The 18004-nt window shown below is 43.1% G+C and carries 14 protein-coding genes, 7 tRNA genes and 1 rRNA gene; 6 read left to right on the top strand and 16 right to left on the bottom strand.

The window, feature by feature from the left end; translation table 11 throughout:
- Nucleotides 1-180 precede the first annotated feature (180 nt).
- From glmM to NST39_RS01035, 11 genes are all read right to left on the bottom strand, one after another.
- Nucleotides 181-1527 (bottom strand): phosphoglucosamine mutase, encoded by a 1347-nt coding sequence (gene glmM, locus NST39_RS01085; protein ID WP_044139154.1) that lies wholly within the window; start codon nucleotides 1525-1527, stop codon nucleotides 181-183.
- 25 nt (nucleotides 1528-1552) lie between these two features.
- Nucleotides 1553-2962, bottom strand: coding sequence for a CdaR family protein (locus NST39_RS01080; protein ID WP_341026527.1), 1410 nt, complete (start codon nucleotides 2960-2962; stop codon nucleotides 1553-1555).
- Complete coding sequence (gene cdaA, locus NST39_RS01075; RefSeq protein WP_003217057.1) at nucleotides 2955-3776, bottom strand: diadenylate cyclase CdaA; 822 nt, start codon at nucleotides 3774-3776, stop codon at nucleotides 2955-2957. Before cdaA ends, NST39_RS01080 begins: the two co-directional genes overlap by 8 nt.
- Nucleotides 3777-3992: 216 nt before the next feature.
- Nucleotides 3993-4619, bottom strand: a complete 627-nt coding sequence (rsiW, locus tag NST39_RS01070) for an anti-sigma-W factor RsiW (protein WP_034664492.1) — start codon at nucleotides 4617-4619, stop codon at nucleotides 3993-3995.
- A 14-nt stretch (nucleotides 4620-4633) separates the two neighbouring features.
- Nucleotides 4634-5197 carry an RNA polymerase sigma factor SigW gene (gene sigW / locus NST39_RS01065; RefSeq protein WP_003217112.1) on the bottom strand — a complete coding sequence of 188 codons (564 nt, stop codon included), beginning with the start codon at nucleotides 5195-5197 and terminating at the stop codon, nucleotides 4634-4636.
- 183 nt (nucleotides 5198-5380) lie between these two features.
- Nucleotides 5381-6292, bottom strand: coding sequence for an arginase (gene rocF, locus NST39_RS01060; RefSeq protein WP_341026524.1), 912 nt, complete (start codon nucleotides 6290-6292; stop codon nucleotides 5381-5383).
- A 136-nt stretch (nucleotides 6293-6428) separates the two neighbouring features.
- A tRNA-Gln gene (locus tag NST39_RS01055) sits at nucleotides 6429-6500 on the bottom strand.
- A 4-nt stretch (nucleotides 6501-6504) separates the two neighbouring features.
- A tRNA-Tyr gene (locus tag NST39_RS01050) sits at nucleotides 6505-6589 on the bottom strand.
- 28 nt (nucleotides 6590-6617) lie between these two features.
- Nucleotides 6618-6690: transfer RNA gene (locus NST39_RS01045), tRNA-Thr, on the bottom strand.
- Between the two features lie 3 nt (nucleotides 6691-6693).
- Nucleotides 6694-6769 (bottom strand) — tRNA-Val (locus NST39_RS01040).
- Nucleotides 6770-6776: 7 nt separating this feature from the next.
- A tRNA-Glu gene (locus tag NST39_RS01035) sits at nucleotides 6777-6851 on the bottom strand.
- A 221-nt stretch (nucleotides 6852-7072) separates the two neighbouring features.
- Here NST39_RS01035 and murQ point away from each other — a divergent pair.
- The 6 genes from murQ to NST39_RS01005 are packed head-to-tail and all read left to right on the top strand — an operon-like array spanning nucleotide 7073 to nucleotide 14805.
- On the top strand, nucleotides 7073-7984 hold the full coding sequence (murQ, locus tag NST39_RS01030; RefSeq protein ID WP_341026521.1) for an N-acetylmuramic acid 6-phosphate etherase: 912 nt from the start codon (nucleotides 7073-7075) through the stop codon (nucleotides 7982-7984).
- Between the two features lie 14 nt (nucleotides 7985-7998).
- Entirely contained in the window at nucleotides 7999-8868 is an 870-nt protein-coding gene (locus NST39_RS01025; RefSeq protein ID WP_341026520.1) for a MurR/RpiR family transcriptional regulator, read from the top strand.
- Nucleotides 8865-10238, top strand: coding sequence for a PTS transporter subunit EIIC (locus NST39_RS01020; RefSeq protein WP_341026517.1), 1374 nt, complete (start codon nucleotides 8865-8867; stop codon nucleotides 10236-10238). The genes NST39_RS01025 and NST39_RS01020 overlap by 4 nt, the downstream gene beginning before the upstream one ends.
- Before the next feature lie 19 nt (nucleotides 10239-10257).
- Nucleotides 10258-11613, top strand: coding sequence for a penicillin binding protein PBP4B (gene pbp4b / locus NST39_RS01015; protein ID WP_341026516.1), 1356 nt, complete (start codon nucleotides 10258-10260; stop codon nucleotides 11611-11613).
- A gap of 13 nt (nucleotides 11614-11626) precedes the next feature.
- The gene (locus NST39_RS01010; protein WP_341026514.1) at nucleotides 11627-13546 is read left to right on the top strand and encodes a glycoside hydrolase family 3 protein; all 1920 of its coding nucleotides are present in this window, start codon (nucleotides 11627-11629) and stop codon (nucleotides 13544-13546) included.
- Between the two features lie 50 nt (nucleotides 13547-13596).
- Nucleotides 13597-14805, top strand: a complete 1209-nt coding sequence (locus tag NST39_RS01005) for an exo-beta-N-acetylmuramidase NamZ family protein (RefSeq protein ID WP_445662389.1) — start codon at nucleotides 13597-13599, stop codon at nucleotides 14803-14805.
- 39 nt (nucleotides 14806-14844) lie between these two features.
- Here NST39_RS01005 and NST39_RS01000 read toward each other — a convergent pair whose 3' ends face one another.
- The 5 genes from NST39_RS01000 to rrf form a co-directional block, all read right to left on the bottom strand.
- Nucleotides 14845-15810: a bile acid:sodium symporter family protein gene (locus tag NST39_RS01000; protein WP_044139145.1), complete on the bottom strand. Its 966-nt coding sequence runs from the start codon at nucleotides 15808-15810 to the stop codon at nucleotides 14845-14847.
- 57 nt (nucleotides 15811-15867) lie between these two features.
- On the bottom strand, nucleotides 15868-17310 hold the full coding sequence (locus NST39_RS00995; RefSeq protein WP_341026510.1) for a SulP family inorganic anion transporter: 1443 nt from the start codon (nucleotides 17308-17310) through the stop codon (nucleotides 15868-15870).
- Between the two features lie 355 nt (nucleotides 17311-17665).
- A tRNA-Thr gene (locus NST39_RS00990) sits at nucleotides 17666-17738 on the bottom strand.
- Between the two features lies 1 nt (nucleotide 17739).
- A tRNA-Asn gene (locus tag NST39_RS00985) sits at nucleotides 17740-17814 on the bottom strand.
- 42 nt (nucleotides 17815-17856) lie between these two features.
- Nucleotides 17857-17972 (bottom strand): 5S ribosomal RNA (gene rrf / locus NST39_RS00980).
- Between the last annotated feature and the right edge of the window lie 32 nt (nucleotides 17973-18004).

Raw genomic sequence — 18004 nt, 5'->3', positions numbered from 1 at the left:
AAGGGAGACCTCCATACACTATATGCGATGAGGCTTGTCACGTTCTACCTTTGATGTGCTCTCCTATGTATGAAGACAACAGGAAATTGCCCTCGCCTATAAGATTCGTACAAATCCATCCATTTATGACGTTTATTCGAAAAAAAGCAAACCGCTGCTAGCGATTTGCTTTGATATCTATTACTCAATACCCATTTCTTCCTTCACAACAGCGGTAATTCGAGTCACATATTCATCACATAGCTCTTTTGTTTTCGCCTCTGCCATGACACGTACAAGCGGCTCTGTTCCAGATGGACGAACAAGAATACGGCCGTCACCGTTCATCTCTTTTTCAACCTCTTGAATCACTGCTTTTACTTTTTCATTTTCTTCTACTTTATATTTATCAGACACTTTCACATTCACTAGAAGCTGCGGGAATTTTTCCATTTCAGCGGCAAGCTCTGACAATGTTTTTCCTGTTGCTTTGAGTGTATTGACAAGCATGATTGCAGAAAGCATGCCATCACCTGTCGTATTGTAATCAAGGAAAATCAAGTGGCCTGATTGCTCACCGCCGACATTATACCCATCCTTTTTCATCGCTTCAACCACATAGCGGTCACCAACAGCGGTTTGAATGCTCTTAATGCCTTGTTTCTCGAGCGCTTTATAGAAACCTAGGTTACTCATGACCGTGGATACGACAGTGTCATCCTTTAATCGGCCTTCGCCCTTCAAATAACGTGCACATATGTACATAATTTGATCGCCGTCTACAATATCACCTTTTTCATCGACAGCAATCAGACGGTCACCGTCACCATCAAACGCAAGACCAATATCTGCACCTTTCTCCTTCATAAAAGCAGAAAGTGCCTCTGGATGAGTTGAGCCTACACCATCATTGATATTCAATCCGTTTGGTGATGTTCCCATTGTGGACACATCCGCATCTAAATCCGCAAATAAATGTGTCGCTAGAGAAGAGGTTGCACCGTGTGCACAGTCAAGCGCCACGTGAATACCTGTGAAATCCTCGTCTGCTGTCTGCTTCAAGAATTGCAAGTATTTCTGACCGCCTTCAAAGTAGTCATTGACCGTTCCAAGATCCGCTCCAACTGGGCGTGGCAATTGGTCGACCGGCTGATCCATCAGCTGCTCAATTTCATTCTCCTGTTCATCAGACAGCTTAAAGCCGTCACCACCGAAGAATTTAATTCCGTTATCTTGAACTGGGTTGTGAGAAGCAGAGATCATGACACCCGCTTCTGCGTCCATTGCCTTCGTTAAATAAGACACTCCAGGTGTTGAAATCACACCTAAACGCATTACTTCAGCCCCAATTGAAAGTAAGCCTGCTACGAGCGCTCCTTCTAACATATGACCAGATACACGTGTGTCTCGCCCAACGAGTACCTTTGGACGTTCTTTATCCTTCGTGAGCACATAGCCGCCAAATCTCCCAATTTTAAATGCGAGCTCTGGCGTTAATTCGCTATTCGCCACACCCCTTACACCATCAGTTCCAAAGTACTTGCCCATGTTTCAATCGCTCCTTTTTTACCATTCAAGAGGACGCTTCGTCCTCTTTTTTATCTTCTTTGATCCTCTGTCTTTGACTTGATTCTTTCTTTGCTTTATCTTGCGTGGATTCTTCTTTACTCTTCTCTTCCTGATCATCGTCATCAGAAGATGGCTTCTTCTGATCATTTGTAGACGCTGGCTGATCTTCTGTCTCAGTAGAAGTCAGTTTCACTTTGACCTTTGAACTCGATAATGTCCACGTCACATTTTGAGGACCGTTCACTTGAATTGTGACCACATGTGTTCCTTCGTTCAAGTCCCCAACATTGATATAGGCTTCAACATCTGAAGCCTTTAGTTTATCAATCGCACTTTTTGATCCCTTTGCTGTTAACTTGAGTCGTCCAGAAGATGGGCTCACAAAATCAGAGGTGAGATCCTTGCTCAGACCTACGACAGAAATTGGTACATTATCGATCTTTTTTTCTTGCGCTGTTGCAACCTTCACTTTAATCTTCACCGTTTCGGGCGATACCTTTTTCACACCATCTGGCAGGGGAATGTCGGCATCAATCTCCGTATCATCTTTGATCTTGCTTAGGTCCAACTTGACACCATCAATAAAATCAAGCGAATCCAGCACTTTTTGAGAGCCGTACACTGTGACCTCACTCGGGCTTGTCTCAATGCTTGAGATACTGATCCCTTCCGGCAAACTGCCAGTCCGCTCTATTTTAAACGGAACCTTTTTGCTTGGACTTGAGATGGGAACTGTAATATTCACCACAGACGGACTCAATTCGACTGGCAGCTCATTCCCGCTGCTATCATACACAGTGAGCTTCGCTTCCTTTTCAATTTGCTGATCGACATCCTCTAGGTTCACAAATGCTTTAATGACAGAAATTTTGTCGATCACGTCTTTTGAACCTGTGACTGTGACTTTTTTCGGATTCACAATAGGCTGTTCAGGTGAATAGCCGTCTTTGATTTTATTTTGATTATAAAATTCGGTTTCAACAGGAAATTCTGCTGTTGTTTTTTCTTGTATCGTCACCGTCGTCACAGATGGATTGATCGATAGCGTGAGTCCCTTTGATACATCTCTTGCCTTCAGCTCCACTTTATGAGTACCTGTGGATAAATTCTGCATATCTGCATATATTTCAAAGTTCTTTGTTTGTCTTGCTGTTTTCACAGCACTCGTTGACCCTTTAATCGTCACATTAACTGTTTGCGGCACACCAGTAACGACGTACTTCTCGTCATCATAATACGCTTTAACAGGAATGTCAGTTAGGGTTGCTTCATCTGTCGTCGATGTTGGGAAAAAGGATTCACCGATTTTTTTCGGCGTGGGCGCTTGCGCTGAATTGACTGCACCATACAGCAATAAAGCGAAGACCAATGCAAAAAGCTTTACGGCCCAGCGATTATTCAAAATCTTATCCATTTTTCTTGCCCCTCCAATACCATTTGGTCGAGGAAGCATCTTTGCTGTTCTTACTAAATTCAGCAATCAGCATTTCTTCAAGCGCTTCTTCTGTCAATTCTCGGTGGAGATCACCATTTCTCGCGACAGAAATGCCGCCTGTCTCCTCAGAAACGATGACGGTCAAGCTGTCTGTCACTTCGCTAATTCCGACTGCCGCCCGGTGACGCGTCCCAAGTTCCTTAGAGATAAAAGGACTTTCTGACAGCGGTAAATAACAAGCGGCAGCTGCAATTTCATCACGCTTCATAATGACAGCACCGTCATGAAGCGGTGTATTTGGAATGAAAATATTAATGAGCAGCTCTGAACTCACCTTTGCATTCAAAGGAATTCCAGTCTCTATGTAATCATTCATCCCAGTATCACGCTCAATTGTCAGCAGCGCGCCGATTCTGCGTTTTGCCATATAGTTAATTGCTTTTGTAATTGCCTCGATCGTTTTCTGCTGCTGTTCCTCTACAGGTGTCCCGCTTCTTGAGAAGAAACGGCCGCGCCCAAGCTGCTCAAGCGCTCTCCTTAGCTCTGGCTGAAAAATAATAATGATCGCAAGGAATCCCCACGTAATCGCTTGATCCATCAGCCATTGAAGTGTGTTAAGACCGAGATACGCACTTCCCATCCTGACGAGAACAATGACCACAATTCCCTTTAAAAGCTGAACCGCTTTTGTTCCGCGGATGACCATCATTAATTTATATATCACATACCAAACAACGAGAATATCAACAGCATTACCGAGGTACTGCAAAATAGGAATATCCCCTAAAGCCATTTCCTCGTCCTCCAGAATTTTCAGTTATTCTTCGTTTGATGCATTTTTGATAAAAAAAGAGCCTATGTGTAAATACATAGCGTGGCTATTATATCACATTTTGTTTCAGCAAGGAAAACAGTTGCCATATATGGCTAGCGTGCTAGCTCGCATACATTCTGACCTATAATATAGAAAAAGAGCAGCCCCTAAAGAGACTGCTCTCGACCCGTATAATTACTTTTGCTCCTCTGGTCCAATGACCCGCATCACATTTTGTGCTGTAGATTTCATTTTGTACCAGATCCAATCAAACACTTCATTAATTTCATTAATTTGACCAGTGACTTGTCCGGCAGAAGCAGTCAGCTGTTCCCCATTGACGACGGTGACATTTCCATCAACCTTGCCTTCTACAATCAGCTTGCCATTTTTGACAGTGACATCACCTTTTACGGTTTCCCCTTTAGGTACGGTCACTGTATCATTTACAACAACGAGATTCGGCTGCTTCGACACACTGAAATTATGATCGGTATTCCAGCTTGTAAACAGACTGCCTCCCATCAAAATGAGAAAGAGGGCAGCGGCCACCATCAGCGGATGAGCTTTGATCCATCTTTGAACCGACACACGCTTTTTTTCCTTTGGAAGACCTGCCATCACCTTTGCAGTGAAATCAGTTGGTGCTTCTATATGAGATGTACTCTGCACAAGCGCGATGGATTTCTCAATTTGTTGAAAATGAGTACGGCACTCCTCACACGATTGCAGATGGCTTTTTAATTCTTTTTCGTCTTGGGGCTCAATGTCCCCGTCTAAATACTGATGCATAAGCAGGACGATTTTTTCCTGACAGCTCATCAAAATCACCTCACTCAAAGGTCTCTCAACTGTTTCCGGAGAGCCTCTCTACCCCTGTGTATTCTCGTTTTCACCGTACCAACAGGTATATTTAGAATCTCACTAATTTCTTTTAACGAGAGTTCATCAATATACTTTAATACGATGACCGAACGATATTTATCGGGTAATCTTAGAATTTTTTGCTGAATGGTACTCGATAATTCAAGAGACACCACCTCTTCCTCTGGCAAAATGCCATCAGCAGCAATTTGAGAATACATATTCAATCCTTCTGTTCCTGCCACCTCTGCATCTAAATAATAATCCGGCTTTTTTTTGCGAATACGATCGATGGTCAGGTTGGTTGCAATGCGGTACAGCCACGTAGAAAACTTACGATTCACATCAAAGCTTTCGATATTCACATAGGCACGAATAAACGCCTCCTGTGCAATATCCTCTGCTTCGTGTGCATTCCCAAGCATACGGTAGCACAGCTGATAAATTTTGTCTTTATACAGGTCTACGATGTCTGCAAATGCGTTCTGGTCGCCTTTTTTTAATTGCTTAATTCTCTTTTTAATCATTGTGTCCATAGTATATTCAACCTCTGCCTTCACCGGTCTTTATGTATACGAACCTCTTTCCAAAAGGTTTCATTCTCCTCTAAAAAATAGTGTAACAAATTTTTGACAGCGTGTTACGCATATCCACTGGTAAAAACCTTAATATATCCTTAAATTTTCCGAAAATAAAAAAGAACGGGAACAAATCCCGCTCTACAATAGCTTTTCGCCCATTAACGATCCAATTAATGCAACAGCTGCTTCGGCTGTTTTATTTTTTTCATCCAAAACCGGGTTCACCTCAACAAATTCAGATGAAGTCAAAATATCGGCTTCTTCTAAAAGCTCCATAGCAAGATGACTCTCCCGGTAGCTAATGCCGCCTGCCACAGGAGTTCCTACACCAGGACACTCGGCTGGATCTAATCCATCTAAATCAAGCGACAGGTGGACACCATCTGTTCTTTCCTTTAAATATACAATCGCTTCCTCCATCACCCTTGTCATCCCTAAACGATCTATTTCATGCATCGTATACACTTTAATGCCCTTCTCTCTAATCAACGCCCGCTCTCCTTCATCTAAGGATCGAGCACCGATTAAAACAACATTCTCAGGCTTCAATTTTGGAGAATAGCCGCCAATGTTCGTTAAATCGGCATGGCCAAGGCCAAGACTGACTGCAAGCGGCATACCATGTATATTTCCAGAAGGAGAAGTTTCCTCTGTATTTAAATCACCGTGAGCATCATACCAAATGACACCTAAGTTTTCATAATGCTTGGATACACCAGCAAGTGTGCCAATGGCAATGCTGTGATCACCGCCTAAAATGAGCGGGAATGAGCCTGATTGCACAATACTGTCAACCTTCTCAGCCAGCAGCTGATTCGCACCAGCATTCTCCGTTAAATTTTTTAGCTTTTCACTTGTATATAAACCTTTTTCATCATCTCTTTGTTCAACCGGAATATCCCCGAGATCCTCCATATCAAATGAAAGCGATTCCAATTTTTCTTTTACGCCTGCACACCGAATCGCACTCGGTCCCATATCGACGCCCCTTCTCATTTGACCCAAATCCATCGGAACCCCGACAAGCGTGACCTTCTTTTGATCTCCCATATGTACATCCCCTTTCTGTTCATGCTTATATTTTACTTTTTCGGTGCCTTCTGACTCAACTCAACAATATTTTGAATAGTTATACATTCCGCCTGCCAACATAAAAAAAGACACCTTTTTGAAAAAGGTGTCTTAACTGGGCTAGCTGGATTCGAACCAACGCATGACGGAGTCAAAGTCCGTTGCCTTACCGCTTGGCTATAGCCCAAAAATGGTGGAGGGGGGCGGATTCGAACCGCCGAACCCGGAGGGAGCGGATTTACAGTCCGCCGCGTTTAGCCACTTCGCTACCCCTCCACATATGGAATTGATAAAGAAAAAACAGTGCCGGCAAGAGGACTTGAACCCCCAACCTACTGATTACAAGTCAGTTGCTCTACCAGTTGAGCTACACCGGCATATGGTGGAGGATGACGGGCTCGAACCGCCGACCCTCTGCTTGTAAGGCAGATGCTCTCCCAGCTGAGCTAATCCTCCACATCAATGGTGACCCGTACGGGATTCGAACCCGTGTTACCGCCGTGAAAGGGCGGTGTCTTAACCGCTTGACCAACGGGCCAATTTGTCAAGTTTGACTGTTTCCGTGAAGCTGACAAAAGTTATTATATACAGGTTGTCCCCCTTTTGTAAAGGGGATTTTTATTTTTTTTATTTTCTAACTATTCACCTTCAATTAGCACCACTTTTTGATTGAAATATAATTTCAGTATTTAAATATAATGTTGAAATTTTATATCATACTGAATATACTGAAAATGAAGAAATAAGGAGGAATGTCGCATGCAGCCATCTCAATTGCGTTCTTTGACAACAGAATCAAGAAATCCTAACACAATGGGAATATCACAAGCAAATCCACTCGAAATGCTCCAAATGATTAATGAAGAAGATATGAAGGTCGCTCAAGCAGTCAACCGTGTCCTACCACATGTCAAAACAGCAAGTGACTTCGCCTATGAATCCATCTCAAATGGGGGCAGACTCGTTTATTTAGGAGCCGGGACAAGCGGCAGACTTGGCGTGATGGATGCTGTCGAATGTCCCCCTACCTATAGCGTCTCACCTGATGTGATTGTCGGCATCATGGCAGGCGGAGACTCTGCTTTTTCACATGCTGCCGAAGATGTGGAAGACAGTGAAGAAGCCGGCAAACAGGATTTAGTACACATTCACCTGACATCAAAAGATACAATCGTCGGTATCGCCGCCAGCGGTAGGACACCCTACATCATCGGCGCTTTAAACTACGCTAAATCCATCGGCGCAAAAACAGTAGCCCTCAGCTGTAATGAACAAGCAAAAATTAGCGAACTGGCAGACTGCGCCATTGAAGTCATTGTAGGACCAGAAGCCATCACAGGGTCAACACGAATGAAAGCCGCATCCGCTCATAAAATGATTTTAAATATGCTTTCCACCTCTGTCATGATCAGACAAGGGAAAGTATATGAAAACCTGATGGTTGATGTAAAAGTCAGCAATCATAAATTAAAAGAACGCGCCATCACCATCATTCAACATGTGACAAACGCTTCCTACGAACAAGCCGTGAAAACGCTTGAAGCGGCAGACTTAGAAGTCAAAACCGCCATCGTCATGCTTCAAACAAACACAGACAAGAAAACAGCCAAGGATTTACTCAACAAAACGAATGGTCATATCGACAAAGCCATCGCACATCATCAATCCTAAAGGAGGCAGTGCTCATGTCAGCAGGTGGACTCACCCTACTACACACAATGAAAGCAAAGCTCCCCCAATCTGAAAAAATCATTGCAGACTATATCCTTGCCCATCCTGACAAAGTCATTAAGAGCACAGTACACGAGATCAGTCAGGCAGCCGGTGCAAGCAGCTCTGCAGTCATCCGCCTTTGTAAATCTCTCGGGCTAGATGGCTATCACGATTTAAAAATGCGAATCGCTGGAGACTTGATGTATAGCGATAAACAAGGCTACCGTGATATCGAACAAGATGAACCGCTTCAATCCATTATTCAAAAAACAGCAGGAAACTCGATTCAATCGATTAAGGACACCGCTTCTATTTTAAATGCAGAGGCATTAGAAAAGGCTGTTCAATTACTGCTGCGTGCAAATCAAATCCATTTCATCGGCGTCGGTGCATCTGGCATCGTCGCAGCGGATGCCCAGCAGAAATTTCTCAGAATCAATTATGCAGCGACTGCCTTCACTGACATGCACATCGCATCAACGGTCATCGCAAATGCAGGAAAGAATGACATCGTGTTCGGTATATCCTTTTCAGGAGAAACGTTAGATATCATTCAAGCCCTTCAGCTCGCAAAAGACAATCAAGTGAAGACCATTGCTTTGACGCATCCAGGTCAAACAAGCGTTTCTGCCTTATGTGACGTTCACCTATCGACGTCCGGTTCCAATGAAGCACCTTTTCGCAGTGCAGCCACTTCCTCTAGAATGGCACAGCTCTACTTAATTGATGTCTTGTTCCTCAGCTTAGCTTCCCGTCAATATGAAGAGACGGCGCAATATATTGACAAAACAAGACATGCCATCCGCTCCATGAAACGAAAAACAAAGGGGGATTCAACATGAGTCATCAAACGAAATATCAGCAGTTGGCGAAAGACATTCTTTCTCTCTGTGGTGGTTCTGAAAACATTGCTTCCCATACACATTGTATGACGCGTCTCCGAATTACACCAATTGACAATGAACAAGTTCAGATCAATGCAATCAAAGAACTCGATGGCGTCATTGGAGTCGTTGAGGCAGAAACGCTGCAAATTATTTTAGGTACTGGTGTTGTCAACCAAGTATCAAGTGCGTTTGAACAACTGCTAAATGACTCTGGCTCCTATGATTTAAACAACGAAGCACAAAAAAACAAGCAAGCCATTTCACAAAAGAACCGCACACCGTTCAAGCTGTTCTTACGACGAATAGCCAGCATTTTCATTCCTATCATTCCGGCACTCGTTGCATCAGGTCTTATTACAGGGATTACAAAAGCAATCGTGCAAGCAGGCTGGCTTGATGGAAAGTCTCAAGCAGCGATCATTTTAACCGTTATTGGTTCAGGCCTGTTCGCATATCTCGGTATATTAGTCGGAACAAATGCTGCAAAGGAGTTTGGGGGCTCTCCTGCATTAGGCGCATTAGCTGGTATCCTCATTATTAACCCAGCCTCCGCAGACATTATGCTATTTGGCACAAATATTCTACCAGGCAGAGGCGGGCTTATTGGTGTTCTTCTAGCTGCCATCTTTATGGCGCTTGTGGAAACAAGAATCAGACGATTCGTCCCGCAATCACTTGATATCATCGTCACACCAACCATCACACTACTCATTACAGGCATTTTTACGTACGTTGTCTTCATGCCAGTCGGCGGATTTATATCGGATGCCATTACCTCAGGATTAACTTATCTATTAAATATGGGCGGGATCTTCGCTGGATTTATTCTTGGTGCGACCTTCCTTCCACTTGTTGTAACAGGACTTCACCAAGGACTGACACCGATTCATATGGAACTCATTAATTCCATAGGAGATGACCCGCTTTTGCCGATTCTCGCTATGGGCGGTGCAGGACAGGTAGGTGCGGCATTCGCCATTTATATGAAAACAAAAAAGAAAAAACTCAAAAGAGCCATCGCAGGTGGACTTCCTTCAGGGATGCTTGGCATTGGTGAACCACTCATTTTCGGTGTCACACTCCCGCTGGGACGACCATTTCTCACCGCTTGTCTTGGCGCTGGAATCGGCGGAGCATTTCAAGCCTACTTCCAAATTGCAACGAAGGCGATTGGTGTATCAGGTCTCCCATTAACCTTTATTGTTCACGCACATCAAATGCTTCTTTACTTAATCGGACTCTTTATTGCATATGTCGCTGGATTTATCTTCACATACTTATTTGGTTTTCATGATGATATGGCTGTTGAATTTGAGGAAAAATAAGCAATAGGAGGACTAACTCTTGAAGAAATACTTTCTCTTAATGACAAGTCTGCTCATGCTCCTTGGATTACCAGCACAAACATTTGCAACTAGCTCCCATCCTGTATCGTCTTTGTCTAAAACAGCACCTGAAGAATATCCCGTCTTAAAAAAGGCAAAACGACCGGAACAAGTTGGTTTTTCTTCTAGGCAGCTTAGGAAGGTTGATCACATGATTCAAAACGATATCAAAGCAGGATTTCCAGGAGCCGCACTCATCATTATCAAAGACGGAAAAATCGTCCATCAAAAAGCCTATGGCTACAGGCAAAAATACGAAGGAACAACCGAACTCAAATCCTATAAGAAAATGAAAAAGAATACACTGTTCGACTTAGCATCCAACACCAAAATGTACGCGACGAACTATGCCCTGCAAAAGCTTGTCTACGAGAAAAAACTGGATGTGAACGAAAAAATACAAGCCATCCTGCCAGATTTTAAAGATGAACCAGATGCAAAGGTAACCGGCAAAGATCAGCTCCATGTAAGAGATCTTCTGACCCATTCTGCCGGACTCCCTTCCAGTGTCTTATTTTATAGCAAAGAAGCAGCCGGCACCTTTTATTCTCAAGATAGAAAGACAACGATGAAATGGCTGCCGAAGGTGCCTCTGCAATACAAACCAGGCACCCAGCACATTTATAGTGACATTGATTACATGCTGTTAGGCATGATCATTGAGAAAAAAACAGGTATGCCTCTTGATCAATATGTAGAGTCGACAATCTATCGGCCGCTAGGTCTCAAACACACAATGTTCAATCCACTGCAAAAAGGATTTAAGCCGAAGCATTTTGCAGCAACCGAACGTTTAGGTAATTCGCGAGATGGTGTCATTGATTTTGAAAACATTCGCAGGTACACCCTGCTAGGCGAAGTCCATGATGAAAAAGCATTTTACTCAATGGCAGGAATCTCTGGTCATGCTGGACTTTTCTCTAACATATCAGACATGGCCGTGCTGCTCCAGCTCATGCTGAACAAAGGAGGCTATGGAAAAACCACCATCTTTGATCAAGCTTCTATCGATCTCTTTACAGCCTCTTCTGATACAAACCCAACATACGGGCTAGGCTGGCGTAAAAACGGTCATACTGACATGGAATGGATGTTTGGAAAATATGCAAGTAACGAAGCCTATGGGCATACCGGCTGGACCGGAACGATGACATTGATTGATCCAAAACATAATCTAGGTATCGTCTTGCTGACAAATAAGAAACATTCGCCTGTCGTTTCACCTGAAACCAACCCAAATCAATTTGAAGGTGACCTTTTCCCAACTGGCACTTATGGAAGCATCATGACCGCCATCTACAAATCTTTTAAGTAAAAGGAGGAATTCGATGTTAAAAGCACTTTTCCCCGCTGCTTTGGTTTTAGCTCTGCTAACCCCTTCCATTCCAACGGAAAAGGTTAGCTCTGCCCCTCTTCCAACCGCAAAACAAATGGTACAAAACATGTCTTTGGATGAAAAGATAGGTCAAATGCTTATGCCAGACTTTCGTAATTGGCAAACAAAAGATGAATCCGCACCTACAGGCTTAACAAAGATGAATAAAGAAGTATCCCATCTTGTAGAAAAATATCATCTAGGTGGTGTCATCTTATTTGCGGAGAATGTCGTTGATACGAAACAAACCGTCAAACTCACCCATGAATTTCAAAAAGCATCACCAAAGATTCCATTACTCATTTCAATTGATCAAGAAGGTGGAATCGTCACAAGATTACAAAAGGGAACACATTTCCCAGGAAATATGTCGATTGGTGCCTCTAGAAGCACGAAAAATGCATACGACACAGGGAAAATCATCGGCAAAGAATTAAACGCACTAGGGATCAATACAAACTTCTCTCCTGTGCTAGATGTGAATAATAACCCAAACAACCCCGTCATTGGTGTCCGTTCCTTTAGCTCTGATCCTGCTCTTGTCACTAGGCTTGGCCTTCAAACCATGAAGGGACTTCAAAAGGAGAAGACTATTTCGACACTCAAGCATTTCCCGGGACATGGTGATACAGCCGTCGATAGTCACTACGGCTTGCCGCTCGTAGAACATGACCTAGATCGTCTTAAAAAGGTGGAGCTGTATCCGTTTCAACAAGCGATCAACGCTGGTGCGGATATGGTCATGACCGCTCATGTTCAATTTCCTGCCATTGATAATACAACATATAAAAGCAAAAAAGATGGCGAGGACATTATGGTTCCAGCAACCTTATCGAAAAAAGTCATCACACACTTATTAAAAGGAGAGATGGGCTTTCAAGGAGTTGTCGTAACAGACGCCCTAAATATGAAAGCGATTGCAGATAACTTCGGACAGGAAGAAGCCGTAGTGATGGCCATTAAGGCTGGCGTCGACATCGCCCTCATGCCAGCACCAGTCACCTCTCTTAAAACTGAGAAAAACCTTGAGAATGTGTTCAATGCTGTAAAACAGGCAATTGTAAAGAAAGAAATTCCGATGTCTCAAATCAACGAATCTGTTGAAAAAATTCTTCAATTGAAGATCAAACGAGGCATCATTTCTTCCAAAAAACCTATTACCCTTGAGAAAAAAATCAAAAAAGCCACTCAAGTCGTTGGGAAAAAGTCGCACCGGAACGCAGAACAAAAAATGGCGCGTGAAGGGATCACCCTGCTTAAAAACAACGATAAGACCCTACCCTTCAAGCCTAAAAAGAATGATAAAATCTTGGTCATGGCACCTTACGAAGATCAAACAAAAGCCATGTCTGTCACAATTGATTCTCTGATCAAACAAAAAAAGATCAAACCTGTACGTATCCAATCATATGCTTTTGCGGATAAGACTTTCACCAAAGAAACAGCCAAAATGCTTCAAGATGCTGACTATGTGATTACCGGCTCTTACGTTGTCCAAAATGACCCAGCTGTGAATGATGGTGTGATTGATGACAATGTACAGGACCCGAAAAAATGGGCTACTGCTTTCCCGCGTGCTGTCATGAAAGAAGCTGCAGCACAAAAGAAAAAAATGGTCATCATGAGCCTAAGAAACCCTTACGATGCTGCAAATTTTGAGGAGGCGGATGCCTTACTAGCTGTTTACGGTTTTAAGGGCTACTCAAACGGACAATTCAACCAGCCAAATATTCCTGCTGGGTTAGAAGTCATATTTGGCACTGCATTACCTAAAGGCAAACTGCCTGTAGATATCCCATCTGTCACTCATCCAAATCAAACCCTGTATCCATTCGGCTATGGACTCAACTTGAAAGGGAAACAGATCAAATAGGAGGGATTCTCTTGAAAAAAACAGCAAGCTTCATACTCGCAAGCATTCTCATGATGAGCACATTGACCGCCGCCTCCCCCGCAAACCAAGAACGAACAGATACAAAAGGAAAAAAAGCAACAGTCAAAACAGGGATTGAAACACTACTCTCAGGCAACCTTTCATGGTTAAAAGGGAAAAGGGTCGGCCTCATTACGAACCCAACTGGTATTGATGCAAATATGAAAAGCAGTGTCGATCTTCTATTTGAGCATCCAAATATCAAGCTTACTGCTCTATATGGACCTGAACATGGTGTGCGCGGCGATGCACAGGCAGGAGAAGGCGTCGAATCCTATACCGATGAAAAAACGGGTCTTCCTGTTTACTCTCTCTATGGAAAAACAAGAAAACCAACCCCTGACATGCTCAAAAATGTAGATGTCTTGCTGTTTGATATTCAAGATGTTGGCGCTCGTTATTACACCTATATTTACACGATGGCCTATGCGATGGAGGCTGCGAAAGAAAACAACATTCCCTTTGTTGTCCTAGACCGTCCAAACCCCATTGGCGGACTAAAAGTAGAAGGCCCTGTCTTAGAACCTGAGCACGCTTCATTTGTAGGGCTCTATCCAATACCATTAAGACATGGGATGACCACTGGTGAACTAGCAAAATTCTTTAACAAAGAGTTTCATATCAATGCTGATGTCACAGTCATCAAAATGAAAAATTGGAAGCGTTCCATGACGTTTGATGACACGAAGCTGCCGTTCGTCCTTCCTTCACCTAACATGCCAACAGTGGATAGTACCTTTGTATATCCCGCCACAGGATTAATTGAAGGCACAAATGTCTCTGAAGGCAGAGGAACAACAAAACCGTTCGAGCTCATTGGCGCTCCGTATATCAATAGCAATGAGCTAGCAGATTATTTAAATCAATTAAAACTAAAGGGTGTGAAATTTAGACCCGTATCATTCACCCCCACTTTTTCTAAACATGCAGGGAAGCTATCACACGGTGTGCAGCTATACGTCACAGACCGCTCTTCATTCGAAGCGGTAAAAACAGGGTTATCCATCATCAAAGCCATACATGATCTATATCCAAAAGACTTTCAGTTCCTTCAAACAGATAGCTTTGATAAACTCATCGGAAATGGTTGGATCAAAGAAGAAATCAATCAAGGTACTCACGTCAAACACATCATGAAGCGCTATCATCACGACCTCAAATCATTTGAAAAGAAACGGAAGAAATATCTCATCTATTAATTCGCAAAAAGACCTCCATCTCATAAAATGGAGGTCTTTTCATGATAAAGATTTAGTCACAGCAGGCGCTTTCAGCTCAAAACGATTGAGTAAGAAACCAAACAAGGCAGCAAGTACTTGCTGAAACAGCATACCAATCACAACAGGGACAGCAACAGCAGGCGGAAAAAAGCTAATAGCAAGCACAGCTCCGGCACTAATATTTCTCATGCCGCCCGTATACACAATGGCCACAATCTCCCCTTGAGTACATTTCATTACCTTTCCAATCAACCATGCAAAAGCATACCCACTCATCGCAATGAAAAAGACAGTCGCTGCTTTGCTAAAAAATGCAGCATCCAGTTCACGCAAATATGGGGCGACAACAGAACTGTTAATCGATACGACAACAAACAAGCCTAATTTTGAAAAAGGAGCCAAGGTCTGACTAATTGTTTTCGTCACAGATGGCTTTGCATACTGACGAACGAGCATCCCTAAAATAGAGGGCAGCACCACCATACCAAACAGCCCTTTCATGATCGCAACCATGTCCATATGGACCTGTGTACCGACGAAGAGTGACAAGCTTACTGGCACAATCAATGGCGAAAGCAATGTATCAATTAAAATGATAGATAACGTTAACCCGACATTCCCTTTATACATCGCCGCCCATATTAAACTAGACACACCTGTTGGAATCACCATCGCAAGAGTCAAACCGGTGATCGTCATAGAATCGCCCGCAAATATCAAATGCCCCGCTGACCAAGCATAAAGAGGCATCAGCACATGCAAAATCATAAACGATAAAATCAAAGGCAATGGATGCATCACCGTATGCTTTAAAGCTGAAAAAGTAGATGACAAGCTCCCTGAAAATGTCATAATGGCAAATACCCAAGGCACCATAAACGTAAAATCTTTTAAATAGGCCGCCAATAAAACACCAAGTAGCACACTAATAGGCGTAATAAGCGGCATCATCCGGCCGAGCACTTGGTTCAAACGCACAAGCATGCCGGCCACCTCCATCCTTCACTTTCTACCCTTTCTATTGTAACAAACAGAAAAAACTCATGAAGAACCATTCACCTGTTTCACAAGATTTCGACTTGATGTATCCATTCCAACTACGTCTACTTGTACGCCAGCTGCTTGATACTTTTCCTTTACACGTTCTATCGCTGCCACACCCGATTCATCCCATATACGCGCTTCAGATAGATCAATCACAATGGCTTGGAGATCTTTTCCCTGATGGAACGCTTGGATGAAATCAGTCACAGAAGCAAAGAAAATTTGCCCTTTAATTCGATAAATCCAAGTACCTGCTTGGCTTTCTGTAGAGGAAATATGGAGCTTCGATATTTTTGCTACAAAGAATACCGCACTTAGCAGCACACCTGCAAAAACACCTTTTGATAAATCATGAGTTAACACTACCGTCACGACCGTGACAATCATCACAATAGAATCTGTTATCGGATTCTTTCGTAACTGCTGAAAAGAACTCCAATCAAATGTCCCAACGGAGACCATAATCATGACAGCTACAAGAGCAGCCATCGGAATCTGAACAACAACATCACCAAGTACAAAAATGAGAACCATTAAAAAGGCACCCGCTACAAAGGTAGAAAGACGGCCACGCCCGCCTGCCTTCGTATTAATCACTGATTGACCAATCATCGCACAACCAGCCATACCACCAAAGAACCCTGCAACCACATTGGCAATCCCTTGACCTCTCGCTTCCTTGTTCTTACGACTAGACGTCTCCGTCATATCATCAACAATCTGTGCAGTTAAAAGAGACTCAAGTAAACCAACCATCGCTAGTGCTAAAGAATAAGGAAAAATGATAGCAAGTGTCTCCCAGCTAAACGGTACTTGAGGAATCAGAAAAGCAGGCAAAGAACTAGGAAGCTCTCCCATATCTCCAACCGTTCTCACATCAATATGTCCAAATACAGCAATGATCGTCATGACAATAATCGCAATGAGAGGAGAAGGTATCACTTTTATCACCCTCGGCAATAAATAAATGATCAGCAAGGCGCCGCCTGTCATTGTATACATGGCCAACGATTCCCCTACGAAATGTGGAAGCTGAGCCATGAAGATCATAATAGCCAACGCATTCACAAAACCAACCATTACGGATTTCGGAATAAACTTCATCAGACGAGACACTCGGCAAAGTCCAAACACAATTTGAATCAGACCTGTTAAAATCGTAGCCGCAAACAAATACTGCAATCCATGATCGGCTACCAAATCAACCATAACCAGAGCCATAGCCCCTGTAGCAGCCGAAATCATACCTGGCCGTCCACCAACAAACGAAATGACAATGGCAATACAAAACGAAGCATACAATCCAATCTTCGGATCAACGCCCGCAATAATCGAAAATGCAATCGCCTCAGGAATTAAAGCCAGAGCCACTAAAATACCCGCCAGCACATCCTGACGCACATTTCCAAACCATTCTTGCTTTACAAATAAATCTTTCAAACCATCTACTCCTTTTTATACACATACCGCACACAGAAAAGAAGATCAATCAAACCTGGAGATAAAGAAAGGAAAATAAACAATGCTTCACTTTCGGGGAAAAAGAGGAACGTACAGAGTCTTTTGTTAGAGAGGGTAATCATCACTTTAGTAAGAATATAAGAAAGGAACTAAGGAATCAAGCACAAAAAGAAGGAATGTGTAGAAAATTGATACAAAGCTTCCTTACCAATCGATTTATTCCATTTTCATGATTCTATATGTCACTGAGCAAGTCCAACATTTTTAAAACAAACAAAAAAAGCCTTCTCATCATCGAGAAACCTTAAACATTAATCATTATAATTTAGAGGAAAGCTTCCAAGCGGGCTCGAACCGCTGACCTCTTCCTTACCATGGAAGTGCTCTACCTACTGAGCTATGGAAGCATGGCTCCGCAGGTAGGACTCGAACCTACGACCGATCGGTTAACAGCCGATAGCTCTACCACTGAGCTACTGCGGAATGATAAAGTAACTTCTTCCATTGGAAGGATATAAACAAAAAGCTTGGCGGCGTCCTACTCTCACAGGGGGAGACCCCCAACTACCATCGGCGCTGAAGAGCTTAACTTCCGTGTTCGGTATGGGAACGGGTGTGACCTCTTCGCTATCGCCACCAAACCTGATGGAGAGAATGTTCTCTCAAAACTAGA

The sequence above is a fragment of the Bacillus sp. FSL W8-0645 genome, from assembly GCF_038007905.1.
GTDB lineage: Bacteria > Bacillota > Bacilli > Bacillales > Bacillaceae > Bacillus > Bacillus pumilus.
This window is presented reverse-complemented; position numbering and strand designations above follow the sequence as displayed.

Excerpts from the sequence above, each read along its gene's own strand:
- glmM (WP_044139154.1), bottom strand. The coding sequence starts at position 1,527 with ATGGGCAAGTACTTTGGAACTGATGGTGTAAGGGGTGTGGCGAATAGC.
- NST39_RS01080 (WP_341026527.1), bottom strand. The coding sequence starts at position 2,962 with ATGGATAAGATTTTGAATAATCGCTGGGCCGTAAAGCTTTTTGCATTG.
- cdaA (WP_003217057.1), bottom strand. The coding sequence starts at position 3,776 with ATGGCTTTAGGGGATATTCCTATTTTGCAGTACCTCGGTAATGCTGTT.
- rsiW (WP_034664492.1), bottom strand. The coding sequence starts at position 4,619 with ATGAGCTGTCAGGAAAAAATCGTCCTGCTTATGCATCAGTATTTAGAC.
- sigW (WP_003217112.1), bottom strand. The coding sequence starts at position 5,197 with ATGGACACAATGATTAAAAAGAGAATTAAGCAATTAAAAAAAGGCGAC.
- rocF (WP_341026524.1), bottom strand. The coding sequence starts at position 6,292 with ATGGGAGATCAAAAGAAGGTCACGCTTGTCGGGGTTCCGATGGATTTG.
- murQ (WP_341026521.1), top strand. The coding sequence starts at position 7,073 with ATGCAGCCATCTCAATTGCGTTCTTTGACAACAGAATCAAGAAATCCT.
- NST39_RS01025 (WP_341026520.1), top strand. The coding sequence starts at position 7,999 with ATGTCAGCAGGTGGACTCACCCTACTACACACAATGAAAGCAAAGCTC.
- NST39_RS01020 (WP_341026517.1), top strand. The coding sequence starts at position 8,865 with ATGAGTCATCAAACGAAATATCAGCAGTTGGCGAAAGACATTCTTTCT.
- NST39_RS01010 (WP_341026514.1), top strand. The coding sequence starts at position 11,627 with ATGTTAAAAGCACTTTTCCCCGCTGCTTTGGTTTTAGCTCTGCTAACC.
- NST39_RS01005 (WP_445662389.1), top strand. The coding sequence starts at position 13,597 with ATGATGAGCACATTGACCGCCGCCTCCCCCGCAAACCAAGAACGAACA.
- NST39_RS01000 (WP_044139145.1), bottom strand. The coding sequence starts at position 15,810 with ATGCTTGTGCGTTTGAACCAAGTGCTCGGCCGGATGATGCCGCTTATT.